Source organism: Rheinheimera hassiensis, assembly GCF_022436675.1.
Classification (GTDB): domain Bacteria; phylum Pseudomonadota; class Gammaproteobacteria; order Enterobacterales; family Alteromonadaceae; genus Alishewanella; species Alishewanella hassiensis.
Map to the genome: position 1 here is coordinate 25,340 of NZ_JAKUJZ010000001.1, position 14,307 is coordinate 39,646.

Annotated in this window: 11 protein-coding genes; 3 read left to right on the forward strand and 8 right to left on the reverse strand. The window is 48.6% G+C overall.

What is annotated here, in order from left to right:
- Positions 1 to 4: 4 nt before the first annotated feature.
- From MJX74_RS00115 to MJX74_RS00125, 3 genes are all read right to left on the reverse strand, one after another.
- Entirely contained in the window at positions 5 to 724 is a 720-nt protein-coding gene (locus MJX74_RS00115) for a hypothetical protein (protein WP_240219796.1), read from the reverse strand.
- A 7-nt stretch (positions 725 to 731) separates the two neighbouring features.
- The gene (locus tag MJX74_RS00120) at positions 732 to 1,565 is read right to left on the reverse strand and encodes a vWA domain-containing protein (protein ID WP_240219798.1); all 834 of its coding nucleotides are present in this window, start codon (positions 1,563 to 1,565) and stop codon (positions 732 to 734) included.
- 222 nt (positions 1,566 to 1,787) lie between these two features.
- Complete coding sequence (locus tag MJX74_RS00125; RefSeq protein ID WP_240219800.1) at positions 1,788 to 3,065, reverse strand: site-specific integrase; 1,278 nt, start codon at positions 3,063 to 3,065, stop codon at positions 1,788 to 1,790.
- Positions 3,066 to 3,455: 390 nt separating this feature from the next.
- Here MJX74_RS00125 and MJX74_RS00130 point away from each other — a divergent pair, with 390 nt between their 5' ends.
- From MJX74_RS00130 to MJX74_RS00140, 3 genes are all read left to right on the forward strand, one after another.
- The gene (locus tag MJX74_RS00130; RefSeq protein WP_240219802.1) at positions 3,456 to 4,217 is read left to right on the forward strand and encodes a substrate-binding periplasmic protein; all 762 of its coding nucleotides are present in this window, start codon (positions 3,456 to 3,458) and stop codon (positions 4,215 to 4,217) included.
- A gap of 100 nt (positions 4,218 to 4,317) precedes the next feature.
- Complete coding sequence (locus MJX74_RS00135; protein ID WP_240219804.1) at positions 4,318 to 5,715, forward strand: Tle-like phospholipase domain-containing protein; 1,398 nt, start codon at positions 4,318 to 4,320, stop codon at positions 5,713 to 5,715.
- 116 nt (positions 5,716 to 5,831) lie between these two features.
- Positions 5,832 to 6,551: an ankyrin repeat domain-containing protein gene (locus MJX74_RS00140; protein ID WP_240219806.1), complete on the forward strand. Its 720-nt coding sequence runs from the start codon at positions 5,832 to 5,834 to the stop codon at positions 6,549 to 6,551.
- A gap of 23 nt (positions 6,552 to 6,574) precedes the next feature.
- Here MJX74_RS00140 and MJX74_RS00145 read toward each other — a convergent pair whose 3' ends face one another.
- The 5 genes from MJX74_RS00145 to MJX74_RS00165 all read right to left on the reverse strand — a co-directional run bounded on the left by MJX74_RS00145 (position 6,575) and on the right by MJX74_RS00165 (position 14,301).
- Positions 6,575 to 7,612, reverse strand: a complete 1,038-nt coding sequence (locus MJX74_RS00145; RefSeq protein ID WP_240219808.1) for an ABC transporter ATP-binding protein — start codon at positions 7,610 to 7,612, stop codon at positions 6,575 to 6,577.
- Complete coding sequence (locus MJX74_RS00150) at positions 7,612 to 9,252, reverse strand: ABC transporter permease (protein WP_240219810.1); 1,641 nt, start codon at positions 9,250 to 9,252, stop codon at positions 7,612 to 7,614. The genes MJX74_RS00145 and MJX74_RS00150 overlap by 1 nt, the downstream gene beginning before the upstream one ends.
- A gap of 38 nt (positions 9,253 to 9,290) precedes the next feature.
- Complete coding sequence (locus tag MJX74_RS00155; protein ID WP_420851373.1) at positions 9,291 to 10,313, reverse strand: Fe(3+) ABC transporter substrate-binding protein; 1,023 nt, start codon at positions 10,311 to 10,313, stop codon at positions 9,291 to 9,293.
- Positions 10,314 to 10,468: 155 nt separating this feature from the next.
- Complete coding sequence (locus MJX74_RS00160) at positions 10,469 to 11,815, reverse strand: 5-methyltetrahydrofolate--homocysteine methyltransferase (RefSeq protein ID WP_240219812.1); 1,347 nt, start codon at positions 11,813 to 11,815, stop codon at positions 10,469 to 10,471.
- Positions 11,816 to 11,883: 68 nt separating this feature from the next.
- Positions 11,884 to 14,301, reverse strand: coding sequence for a TonB-dependent receptor (locus MJX74_RS00165; protein WP_240219814.1), 2,418 nt, complete (start codon positions 14,299 to 14,301; stop codon positions 11,884 to 11,886).
- Positions 14,302 to 14,307 lie beyond the last annotated feature (6 nt).

A 14,307-nucleotide genomic window follows, 5' to 3' on the forward strand; every position in this document is an offset into this window, starting at 1 on the left:
GTATTCAGAAAGTTAGCTTGAGAAGAGTTGAATCATCTATACGCATGCTATTTGTGGCTCTCTCCTTCAAAACTAGCTCCGTAAGTGCTTCACTAGAGTTTACATCAAGTAACTCTGAAATTTGGTCATCGTTGTTTATTGCTTTATCTAAAGCCCACTCTCCCAGTGCATCGGTCATACAAAGTAATATAGGATTATCTAATTCAGCCAATTTGAACACTTTGTATAAGTTCTTCTTGAATGCTGGTTTATCTAAGAATTCGTTATAGGCAGCTATCGTAGACAAGAGCGTGGGCCTAGCCTTAAAGCTATCAATGTCGTCAAACGGCCAACTATCAACAAGAACTTTGCCATTAAATAACAATGCAATACAGTCACCAATTGATACTACTTTGATTCGACGGCTTTTTTTTTGGAATTCTAAACCCAATAAGGTGCTGAAGCTACCTCGCTCGAAAGCAGACTGCTGAGACCATGACATAGAGTGAAAGTCGTGGGCCTGAACATACTTGCCGGTTATAGTTTTTAACCATTCAGGCCCTATCCGTGGATTGGAAACGAAGGCGTCAGCTACCAGTTCAGCCCAAAGCTTAGAATTAAAAGACTCACTTGCTCCGTCACAAAGAGCAATCCTGTTCTCATTGGCTGAGATCTTAAAGTGATCTTCGTTTGCTTCGGCATACGCAGTATGTTTAGGTACACTTCCAGAAAATACTAGTCTCATTTATGTCTCAACGCAGCTGAGAAGCTCTTGTACCAATGTCAAAAAAGTCGACAATTTCTGCAGCTTCTGCATTAAACATAAAACCGTGAGACTCAGGGCTAACGCTATGTCCTTTTTCTTGGGCGAACCCTAAAAGGTGAGCTGGTAGTAAACTGGACATACGGAATAACAGTTTGGCGTAGCTGTCTGGTAAACCGTGCTCCGATGAAGGGAAGCGAATAACATCATGCCCCAAGGCGCTAACATGGATATTCAATACGAGAACTTCTCCATCGTTGGTTCTGATCTGCCTTAAATGGCTCGCTATTTCTTCTGGATCGCCATCTGTTGATTCGCCGTCTGTTACATGCAGTACCGTTGGTGGGTAACAATCTGGATGAGAATCGCACCAAGCTACCAACACCTCTGCAGCAGTTGCTAAGGCGTCTTTCATAGGTGTGCCACCTGAGGCTATTGGTGTGAACCAAACCGGAAACTTAACAGTAGTCTCAATGATTCCGCCAGCTCCGTCGTCAATCTTTCTCTTTCTTTCTTCGATACGAGCAGGATTTTGTTCTAAGGCAGATACTGGGTTTAAAATGGTTGAACCTAAGATACCGCTAAAGCCATTTACAACACCATTACCACCATAGCCGAGCACACCAACTTCAAAATAATTTCGAACGCCCTCAGACTTAGTGCAACGAGTGACCAGATTCATCAATGTGCGATTAAGTGCATCAGCAACAAATTCTGCCTTGCTTCTACCTGAGGACATCTTGTCTGACATAGATCCCGACTGATCAACGATAAATAAGAATGCTGTCGGATTGTGTCGACTAATTTGAGCTTCGTATGCCATTGAATATTCTCCTTAATAATTTACAGTGCCATATTGGCATTGAAGCAAAAACATATCAATTTAATTTTCTCGAAATCAGAACCAGCTAAGCGTGTAAGCCGATTAGCTAGGGTATCGCGGACCTGCTAATAGCTTAGCTATATTTTTATATTGTTCAGCAAGTACGGTCTGAGTTGCAATGCTTTACCGATTAAGAATCATCGTGATACGTTAAAAAAACGGTCAGATACATCCACCACTATTGTAGTTTGCCTCCCATCTTATATACCGCTCCTTCCAGCGCTTAGCCACCGACTCTTGTAATTCCCACTTTTTCTCAATTTCTTTCTTATCCGGTATAACTACACCTGATAGCTGTTGACTGAACATACGTGGTATCACATGGCTATAATGCCGTTCGATCATCTCAATACTCGTGCCACACTGACGAGCCAGAACATCAATAGTCACTTTTTGTGCTATCAGTTCCCATGTTATAAACGAGTGACGTAAAGAGTAAAGTGTTCTCTTTCCGTGAGGTGAATTGTCTAAACCGATCTCTTTGATAGCAGCATTAAAGGTCCGGCCAATTTCATTCGTGCTGGAGCCACCGGGTAAACGAAAAATTAAGTCGGTTGCCTTCCGGTGAGGGAAACGTTCTGTCATTCGCCATATAGTTTGCTGCAAAGCTCGCTTACAGACGACTTCTCGTGTGCCGGTGTGTAAAGTAGTTTTACCTTTGCGAATGGTAATAAAGAAGGTGGCTTTGTCATCATGCCGCTCAATATGTAAATCACCCCATGTTAGATTGTCCAATTCCGTGCCTGGCCTCATTCCGGTGTGAATTACAAACTCGGCATAGTCTTGGGTCAATTCCCGGATATGCCTAGTCACCTCTTTACGACTACTTTCTTCCATATGGTAAAGATGGTCTTGTATCTTCTCGTACTCTGAAGGGGTAAATGCAGCTCGCCTGACGGTAGTAGTGCCATTTGTAGTTAACGCTGGTACTTGAACGGCTAACATCCATTTACTGTCTATGGCCTCTTTGAATACCATCTGCATAGCTGCATTGTGAGTCATCAGGGTAGAACGTGCCGGTTGGCGTTTTAACTTGCCTTCTCGCCAAATATCAAAATCACGCAATTTGTTGCTATCAATAGACGTTATGTAGGTTCGGTCAAAAAACGGGATATGGTACTTTTCCAGTACGCCAATATAGTCTTCAAAAATAGCCTTGCCGGCACCACGCGCAAGGTCCGCTTTCATTACATTGATAGCTTTTTCTGCTACATCCTTAAACCGTTTACTGGTGGTTAAGGTGTTTGTCTGAGACCGTATTTCATATTCGATGAAAATACGATGAGCCATTGCAGTGGCCCGGTCTTTATCTACTTCTTTAGTCGTTTTGCAATACCACTTGCCATGAAGGGAAAATCTGGCATACCAGCGCTTACTGTTGCTCTGCAAAAAAATGTATAGGCCAGGTGCGATGTCATGCCGCTCTATTTGGCTAGTCATAGTGTGCCACCAAGCCGGAGGATTGGGTCAAGTAGATGTAGCTTCAGGATGCAGAGGGTAGCAGCCATGTCTGTGATGCTGGTATGATGCGAGCTGTAATGCATTGGTAATGTCCAGATAGCAATTTGCTAAGTTTTTGCTAAGCGTCTACTTAGCAAGTTTAACTTATTGTTTTTTAAACTGCTATTCTAAACACGTTCTATTCAAAATCCGCCGGGGGAAACTCCGTGTCGGTTCGAGTCCGACCCTAGGCACCAAATAAATCAGTCGTTTAGCCAACCTTATACATTTTTCAGCTCAGTTTTCATACCAAGTGCTGCGCAATTTTTGTTAGCATTTTCCTTACCTTGTGCCACACTTATTTACTCAAATTTGTACCGCAGGTGCCTAATGAACCGGTTTTATATTACGTTACTGCTATTGGTTACAGTATTTAGCCGCCCCCTGCCTGCCCAGACTGACACCCTGCTGTTATCCAGCAGCAATTATTACCCGCATTATGCCGCAGACTTACCGCAGCAAGGCGCTGTAAGCGAAATTATTCGTCAGGCTTTTTTACTGCAAGGCATAAGTATTGAAATCGATTTTATGCCCTTTGCCCGCGCTTACCGTGAAAGCTACCAGGCCAATTATATTGGCCTTGTGGCTGCATGGTATGACGACAAACGCGCCGAGCACTTTTATTACTCCCAGCCTTTATATGCTAACCAGATAGTCTTTTTTAAACGCAAGGATATGGCAGTAAATTACCGTGATTATGCCGACTTAGCGCAGCAGAAATTGCGAATGGCGGTGGTACAGGGCTATTTGCAAGTGCCTGGTTTGCAGCAAAGTGGCCTTGCTACCACTCAGGTAGCAACCGATGAGCAGGCGTTTCAAATGCTGGCGCGCGGCCGGGTAGATTTAGTACCGGCAGACAAACTCAACGGTCTGTATTTAGTTGACGAAAAATTACCGCAATACGCCGGGCAATTAGACTGGATGACACCAGCGCTGGAACAACGGCCAATGTACCTGCTGTTATCGAAAAAAGATCCGCGTTCAGAAGCGCTGATGCAACATTTTAATACCGGCCTGCAGCAGTTACGCCAGTCAGGCCAATATCAACAAATTATGGATAATCTACTTCCCTCGCCTGACAGCAAAAAATAAACTTTGATTGACATTTTTGCATCAATTTGGAACAATTTGCTACTTGTAAATTTATTGTTTATGCAAATCCGTTGTTTTAACAGCGAATTAAGGTGGCAGGATGCTGGACAACCAATACAGCGGCGTAATACTGGAAGATAAATGGGGTAATACCTATTTATGTAGCAGCAGTTTGTTAGCCTACTCAGATTTAGGACAGGATTATCTGTGGCGGGTACAGGACAGTATATACGGCAGCTATTTTCTGCATGACTTAGAACCGCACTGGGACTTACGCCAAATCTGGGCAGAAATGTATCAGCACGCCAGACCTTGGGAACATAATTTAACCAAGTACACCGACTTTCAACTGCGTGACAGCCTGCTTAGTATGTTTGCCGAACGCGAAATGTGGATATGGCAACTTACCGAAGGCTGGAGTAAACCACCAACAGACAACGGTATAGGCGGCGGAGGCTTAGCCGCAGCGGCCAGTAGCAATAGCAGTGCAGCACCGACAGGAAAAGCCAATAAACCCGGTGGAGGTGTTGCAGCGGGGGAATCAACGGCAGCGAAGATTGCCAGCCATAGCCCTGCTGCCTTACCGCTAGCTGAGCTAAGTAAAGTTCAGGCCCGTCAGTTGCGCTATCAACAACGGCAATTATTATTGAGCAACACTGCAGGCATTCCATCGCTACAACAGGCTCACGCGAGGCTCAGCCTTAATAACGACAATATTTTGCGCGCAGAAGCTGCACAGTATGTTTATAAAGTGGATGAGTTTAATCGCGGTGCTTTGGACGTATTACCAGAAGCACCACCTGGCCTTGTAATTATCAACCCGGAAGAGATTGGTCTGACTCAAGCCGATTTTACCAATACTCAAACCGGTTTCGGTGCAGCCTTGTTTAAGTCGGAGATCAATGGTGAAACCATGCTGACTTACCGGGGCACAAATAACGCTGTCACCGGTAAAGAAGACTGGTTAACTAACCTCAAGCAAGGCAGTGGGCTTGAAACTGAACAGTATAATCAAGCTATGCGTTTAGCCACTCAGACTGAAGATATTTTTGGCAGCGACTTCTCAATAGTTGGTCATTCTCTTGGTGGTGGCTTAGCATCTGCTGGCGTTGCTGTAACCGGGCAGCCGGGATATACCTTTAACTCAGCAGGGTTGCACCCTAAAACCGCCAGCCGGCAAAATGGCCTATCCCTAGCTGAAGTGTCCAAGCTTATTACTACGCAAGCGGTAAAAGGCGAGGTATTAACTATGGCACAAAGTCTGGGCACAAAGGCGGTATTAGCCGGAGCCGCAACAGCAATAGGGGGCCCGGTAGCAGGTATGCTTACAGCCATTGGATTAGCGGCTTTTAGTGCACTGCCTAAAGCGAGCGGTACTATGTTAGATTTACCCAGCGTACAAGGTGGCAACCCCATCACACGCCACGGCATGGATCAGGTGGTTGAAGGTATTGAAGCGCAAAAAGCTGAAGATATTCAAACGCTCGGCGGTATTTAAAAAGGCTTATTATGGCTAGTTTGAAAATATTATTGTCAGCCGGACGCAAGCTGCTCCCCGTTTTAATGATTATGCTTGTTGGCCTGCTTAGCAGCTGCAAGTCAGAAGGAAAGGTTATGAAAGCCGAACTATTTTTCACTGCTGAAATGGTGAATTTGCTGCACGCCATCCAACGCAAAGATGAAACAACCGCGAAGTTACTTATAGAACAGGGTGTTAATCTAAATGTGCACGGCGATGAAGGCATTACCCCTTTGTTATGGCTAATTATGCAAAAAGACGCTGCCGCTGTTGAGTTAGCACTGCAATTGGGCGCCGATGCTAACTTTCCTGCTATGGTGAAAATTAACCGTGAAGGCCCAAAACCTGCCCAGCCGCTGGCCATTCTGGCCGGTGACGGTGACAATAAGTTATTTAGCATCTTGTTAAAATACGGCGCTGATCCTGATTCAAGAGATAGCTCCACTAATAGACCTGCCATTTTCGGTTGTATCGGCCATGATAACTGGCAGCAATTGAGCTTGCTTCTGGAATATGGTGCAGACGTAAATGCTAAAGACGGTAGCAACAGTAACAGCGCGCTGTATGCTGCCGACTTAGGTAAATATGATTTTGTTTACAAGCTAATTAACGAAGGCGCATCAGCTACGCAGCCATCAACAACTGGCGCATCCGTCGCGTGGCGCGTACATTTGGCTCTTGAGAAAAATGCTAAAAACCCAGCATTTCGGGTAAGTGAGGAAACACATAAAACTAAAGCCTTGCTTATTGAGAAAGGTGTTACCTTTCCACCACCAAATCCCCAAGAAGTTAAAGCGCAGCAGGGCATAAAGTGACTGCTGCCAAGTTTGAGGGCTCCTTAACTGCGCGGAAATAATACCAGGTGATCTAAATCGAGCCGGATGCCAATTTGCTCGCCAATAGCATGGTTATGGTGGCTTAGTGCTAAGCATTGCACCGGCTCGCCACTTTGCAGTTTTAGCTGATACATAATGTGCGAGCCACGAAAGGCTTTATCTGTTACCTGCGCAGTAATACCACTGCTGTCATCATGCACTATGTCATCCGGCCGGATCAGCACGTCTACTTTATCACCCGGCTGTGCTGTGCTGGCATAACGCTGACGAAACAGCCCCAGGCTGGTTTGTACCTGCTGCGAATCAAGCATAGTACCTGGCAGTAACACACCACGGCCGATAAAGTCAGCAACAAAGCGGTTTTGTGGCTTGTGGTATAGCTCATACGGCGTGGCCCACTGTTGCAGACGGCCATGTTCCATCACCCCTATCATATCGGCCATCGCAAAGGCTTCGTTTTGATCGTGCGTTACCATTACTGCAGTAATATGCAGCTGTTGCAAAATCTGCCGTATTTCACGGGCCAGGCCTTCACGTAGCTCGGTATCCAGGCTGGAGAAAGGCTCATCCAGCAGTAATACCTTTGGTTCTGGTGCCAAAGCCCTTGCCAGTGCCACCCGCTGTTGCTGGCCACCGGATAACTGATGAATATAACGCTGGCCCAAATCAGGTAAACCAACCAGTTGCAGTAACTGTTTTACCTTGGCTGCTTTTACCGCCTTTGACGTTTTCAGTAAACCAAAGCTGATATTGTCCGCCACACTAAGATGGGGAAATAACGCAAAATCCTGAAATACCATACCGACATGGCGCTGCTCTGGCGCCAGTTGCACGGTTTCGCTGCTAACTGCTTGCTGCTGCAATCTGATACTGCCTGCAGTCACAGGTTCAAAGCCGGCAATAGCGCGTAATAAGGTGGTTTTACCACAACCGGAAGGGCCCACTAAGCAGCCTATCTGGCCCTGCGCCAATGACAGGCTAATGTCTTTCACCACAGTATGACCAGCGTAAGCTACAGCAACCTGTTGTAAATCCAGCATTAAAGTTTTCCTTTTAAACTTGAATCTACTGAGCGCGCCAGTAACATTACCGGCAACAGGCTTACCAGCACAATCGCCAGTGCCGGTAGTGCGGCATCCGCTAAACGCTCGTCTGATGCCAGCTCATAAGTGCGCACTGCCAGCGTATTAAAGTTAAATGGCCGTAAAATAAGGGTGGCGGGCAGCTCTTTTAATACATCGACAAACACCAGCAATAATGCCGCCAGCACACTGGAGCGCAGCAGCGGTACATGCACCTTTTGCAGTACCTGTAGCGGTGTATAGCCTAACGAGCGCGCAGCGTTGTCCATACTGGGTTTAATCCGCTCCAGCCCGGCTTCAACGCTGTGCAGTGACACTGCTAAAAAGCGCACACTGTAGGCCAGCAATAACGCAAATAAGGTACCGGAAAAAATAAGCCCGGTACGGATGCCAAACCATTGCTCGGCCAATAAATCGATACGGCCATCCAGATATGCCAGCGGTAACATGACGCCAATGGCGATAACAGTACCAGGCACCGCATAACCCAATGCCGCTACACGCACCGGCGCCTGCACCAGTGCATCAGCGCGCAGCCGCTTGCCATAAGCAAACAACAAGGCCAGCAGCACAGAAATAACTGCAGCCATCGCCGCCAGTGAAAAACTGTTCCATACCAATTGGCCAAACTGCGGCGTAAGGGTTTGCTGATAGTTGCTCAGCGCCCAGCTCACCAGTTGCACGGCCGGAATAACAAAACCAAACAGCACCGGCAGTAAACATAACAGCAGCAACAACAACTGGCGCCCCGCACCAATGTTGCGCCTTGAGGCGGCATTGCTACGCTGGCCCTGATGATAATAACGGATTTTACGCCGCGACCAGCGTTCGAGCAGCAGCAGCAATAAAACAAAACCGGTTAGCATAGCGGCCAGCTGGGCAGCAGCGACCTGATTTCCCATACCAAACCAGGTACGGAAAATACCGGTGGTAAAGGTAGTAACACCAAAATACTGTACGGTGCCATAATCGGCAAAGGCTTCCATCATCGCCAATGCGGTACCGGTTAAAATAGCCGGCCGCGCCAGCGGTAAAGCAACTTTCCAGAAGTGCTGACGCGGTGTTAGCCCCAGGGTACGGCTGGCCTCAAACAAGGAGGCCGATTGCTCACGAAAGGCACTACGCGCCAGCATATAAACATAAGGATACAGCACCAGCGACAGCATAATAATGGCGCCACTGAGCGAGCGTATTTGCGGAAACCAGTAATCGCCGTAGCGCCAGTCAAACTGTGCCCGCAGCGCAGTTTGTGCCGGGCCGGCAAAATCCAGCATGCCGGTGTAGGTGTAAGCAATAATATAGGCAGGCATGGCCAGCGGCAGTAGTAATAACCACTCCAGCACACGCCGGCCGGTAAACTGATATTGAGTGATGATCCAGGCAGATGCCGTGCCCAGCAGCAAAGCACCAAAGCCTGTGCCACCGGCCAGCAGTAAAGAGTTTATTACGTAGTCGGCCAGCACGGTCTGGCGTAAATGCTGCCAGACCTCGGGTTGCGGGTTAAAAGCACTGGCAAAAATGACCAGTACCGGCAGTGCCAGCAGCAGAGCTGGCAGCAATACCGACCAACGCCAGATATCACGCCAACCTGCTTTCATCCGGCGGTAACCACATTACAACAAATTGAATTCAAAGATTATTTCCAGCCAGCGCGATCCATTACACGAATGGCTTCGGCGTTTAATTCCCCTAATTTGTCCAATTGTAACTGGTCTGCTTTAAATTCACCAAAACCTTGTAAAATAGCACTGGCTTTTACACCCTCGCGCACAGGGTATTCGTGGTTTGCTTCGGCATACCACTGCTGCGATTCTGCCGTTGTCATATATTCCAGCAATTTAACGGCTTGCGCTTTGTTTGGTGCATATTTGGCCACACCCGCACCGGAAATATTCACATGCGCGCCGCGGCCATCCTGATTTGGCCAGAATACTTTTACTTTCTCTGCGGCAGCTTTTTCTGCCGGATCGGCCAGCATACCGCCTAAGTAGTAAGTGTTGGCAATGGCAATATCACATACGCCAGCCGCTGCTGCTTTGATCTGATCACGATCACCACCTTTAGGCGGCATAGCAAAATTAGCTACCAGGCCTTTAGCCCAGCTTTCTGCCTCAGCGGCGCCGTCATGAGCAATTAAGCTGGCCGTCATTGACTGGTTGTAAATATTGTCAGACGAACGGATACAAATACGGCCTTTCCATTTCGGATCGGCTAAATCTTCATAGGTAGACAGCTGTTCCGGCTTTACTTTGCCAGGTACATACATAATGGGCCGGGCACGCATAGTCAGGCCGTACCATAAACCGGCAGGGTCACGTAGCGCTGCTGGAATCGCACTGCTTAACACTTCAGACTGCACGCTTTGCAGCACGCCCTGCTGCTTGGCGCGGTGTAAACGGCCAACATCAGTGCTAATTAGCACATCTGCCGGGCTGTTGCGGCCTTCGCTGGCCATACGGCTAATCAGTTCATCCGGTTTGCCGGTGATCAGGTTTACTTTGATGCCGGTATCGGCGGTAAACTTATCCAGCAGCGGCTTAATCAGTTCTTCCTGCCTGGCTGAATAGATATTGACTTCAGCAGCCTGCGCCGCTGCCATATTCATTAATGCGCTGGCGATACCTGCGCCAAGTAAAGTTAATGCGTAAGCTGGTTTCATACTGCCACTCCCAAAAAGTGTTTAGGTAGAAAAGACAAGCTATATAAGCATAAATACGAATTATTCTCAATGAGATAAGGGGCAGTCTGACAAAAAAAGGCCGTTAAATTTGCATTAACGGCCTTTGCTGTAACGCTGACTAACGCCTGATGGTGTTAATGGTCATGCGCTTCGGCTGGTTCAGCGATACCGAGCCATACCAGCTTATGTGGCATAAAGTTAAGCTGTTTGGTTGCGATAACCTCAGCATCAGCGGTATCTACGCTAAGCAATGTCTGGCCGATAGGGTTAATAACATACACTTTGTCGTCGCTGGCAGAAATGGCCAGCTCAAACCGGCTGCCTTCAGGCATGGTGGCGACATCTGCAGTAGTTAGCTGCACTTTGGCAACAAACTCAAACGCGGCTTCATCTGTGCCATCATGCTCGTGGCCGTGATAGTTCAAAATGGTTAAATAACCCAGGCTGTCCAGCAGCACAAACTTGCTGCCGTGGTCAGCAAAGCCATAACCGGTCACGGTAGCCCCATCTGTTGCTTGCCAGTCTATCAGGTCCATTTCGCCGTCGTGGGCATGAATAGCAAACACACTGGTACCGGCAAAACCAACAAAGTGTTCGGCATGCATATCGCCCACTAAGGTGCCTATGCGCATGGTGCCGGTAATATCTGCAGTATTAGCCAGCTTGCTGGCAGTGAAGGTTGTACCTTCCTGCTCTATCAGCAACACACCGTCGGTACAGCCAAAGCTAATAAAGTGCTCGTTTTGTGCACTGCCATGTAAGCCGGGGCATAGTTCGTCAAATACCAATTCTTCATGGTAGTGATCGCCATGTTGTCCGTACAAGGCAACCTTGTCTGGCAAGGTGGTGGCACTGTTGGCATCGCGTACTGTGGATAACAAATAATCGCCGCGCGGCTGGGCTGCGCCGTGCATATTCAGGCTGTAGTTTAATACCGGATAGCCGTTGCTGTCGGTAGTAATATCCGCATCGCTAATTACCGCTACCGCAGCGGGTGTGCTACTGGCGGCATCGCCGTCAAAAAACACCGCCAGTTGGCTATCGCTGGCCGTAATATGCGTCGGGCGGCTGTCGCTTAAAACAAAGCTGACTAACTCGGGGTCTTGCTGGTAGTCATGCAGGTGATCAACATGATCTTCCTGATACAGACCACCGTCGATAAATTCTACCCGGTCTGTGGTGCGCTGTATCGCCAGCGCATAACGGTGTGCAGGCGAAGCGGCCAGTGCTGACGGAATATCTGCCACCGCAAAGCTATCCAGCAAGCTGCCGTCATTTAACTCGTATACAGACAGCAGGTTTGAATCTTTGGCAGAAATAACCAACCGGCCAGCTGCGCTAACGTCATCGTGGTCATGATCGTGATCGTCTTCTATCGGAATTGGCTCTTTTTCGACGATATTGGTTGTGCTGTCACCACAGGCACTGAGTAAAGAGGCGCCGATCAGCAAGGCTGCCAGGCTTAATTTAGTTTGTAACATTACCACTCCTTGTTATAAGTAAAAGGTGCAGCAGGCCAGGAACCAGAGTTAACCTGCTGCACAAAAAATCAGAAACTGCCGCGTATACCCACTGCCACAGAGCGGCCAGGCAACGGCGTTAAATCTTTTAAAAATGAGGTGTGTACCCGGGCTTCTTCGTCAGTCAGGTTCTGGCCTTTGATATAGGCTGTTAACTGCTGTGGCCCCAGATCAAAGCGGTAGCTGACACTGGCGTCCAACAGGGTGTAACCTGCGGTGGCTTGTTCCAGTTCAGACACTTTGTCTTGTTTAAAGTATCGGGTAGCGCGCAGATCAGCGCTCAGCGCATCGAGCTCGTAAGCCAGCTCTGCTGCGAGCCGCAGTGGTGGTGTGCGCGGTAAATCGCCGCCGCCCTGCAAGCGGGCGCGGATATAATCGCCCTGTAGGGTTAACTTGAACGGATCATTAATCTGCCAGCTAAACTGGGCTTCCAGGCCATGTAAAGTGACATCGGCAGCGGTAAACAGATACACCGGCAGCTCAGCATCGTGGCTGTGACCGTGGTCTTCTTCACCATGAGCATGGCCAGCGTGATTGTGACCAGATTCGGCAAACAAGCCGGTATTTTGCTGGTAATAGTAGTTGTCTATGCGGTTGTAAAAGGCATTGAGCACAAAACCGGTATTACCGCTGAATTTGCGCAGTGTAATATCCAGGTTGTTCGCCACTTCCATTTCAATTGGCTGGGTGTTTAACACCAGCTCATCGCCTTCCAGCATAAACAGTGCGCCAACTTCATAAGACGCAGTGCCGATATGTGCACCAAACGACAGTAACTCTGAGGCTGAAGGTGCCCGCTGAGAGCGTGATACCGACAGGCCAAGGTTATAACCTTCGGTAAAATCCCACACCGTTCCGGCTGACACACTGTAAGGCGTAAAACGCTGACTGACATCAAACACACGGATAAATCCGGCTTCACCGCCATGATCATGGCCGTGATCATCGCCATCATGATCATGAGCTCCGATATCAGGCAGTAGTACATCGGTAGCGTCAATTGTTACGCGTTCAACACGTGCGCCCATTTGCACTAACCAGGGGCCGAAATGCCGCTCTTCCATCCAGCCCAGTGCCAGCATTTGCGTCTCTGATGGCGGGGTAAACGCCTCTTCGCCGATGGCTTCAAAATCGCTGAACTTATAATGCAGGCTCAGGCCACCGCGCCAGTTCTGATAAGGCCGGTGCAGTATTTCCAGTCGCGCTTCGTGGCTTTGATTCTGAAAAGTAGTGCCGACAACACCGGCTTCAATTTCACTGTGTTCATAGTCTGTAAACGCCAGGCGGGTATTTACCGCCCGAATAAGGCCAGATGAGAAGTTCAGCTCACTGAGCAACTGATAACGGTTTTGCGTTAAATCAGCATAAACCTGCTCTTCGCCAGCGTGATCAACGCCTTCTTCTTCGTGGGCTTCCTCTTCATGGCTACCATGCGAATGGCCGGGAATACCGTACTCACGATCTAAACGGCCATAAGAAACACCCACATAGCCGTTGTCCAGCAAATAACTGCCACCCAGTGTGAACCCTTTGGCGGTAGCGGCAGTGCTGGCCACCCGGCCTTTTACCGCATCGTCATCCGGTTGTGCTTCTGCAAAGCCCGGAATGCTGTAGTCGTCGCTGTCGCGCCAGAAACCATCAATATAAAGACCAATATTATCGACGCCGGTAACCAGTGAGCCTGCGGCCAGCTTTTCGTTATTAACTGACTCACGCTGCACCATCCATTCGGCGCGGGTGCTGTTGTCGGTAGGAATACGCTCATCTACCACGTTAACCACACCGCCAATAGCGCCGCTGCCGTAAAACAACGTCGCCGGGCCGCGCAGCACTTCAATCTGGGTGGCAGTGCTGGCCTCGCTTGCTACGCTGTGATCGGGGCCAACACGTGAAGCATCACCGGCGTCTAAACCGTTTTGGGTAATTAACACACGCGGGCCGTCCAACCCCCGGATAATCGGGCTGCTGGCAACGCCACCATAAAAATTAGAATGCACACCGACTTCGTTTTTCAGTGTATCGCCCAGGGTAGCGGCCTGACGCATTTTCAGGGCATCACCGGCCAATACACTAACCGGCAAAGCCGATTCAGTGGCAGAAGCATGAAACAGGCTGGCTTTTACATCTATCACCTCTATTGTGCTGTTAAGCAGCACCAGGCTGACATCACTTAACCCCTGCTGCGGCACAGTGAAATGAAAATTACGGTGTGCATAGCGCGGCGCTTCAATATGCAGCTCGGCGTCCTGCATTAATAATTGGCTTACACTGAAGCGGCCAGTCTCGTCCGTTACTGCATGCTGGTTTTCTCCTACCACCGTAACTTTGGCACCCGCTACAGGTTTACCCGCGCTGTCGGTTACCACACCGGAAATAGACTCAGCACTTACCTGGCCGGATAACAGGCTGCCAGCCACCAGACAAGCCAATATGGTTTTCTTAAACATCTTATT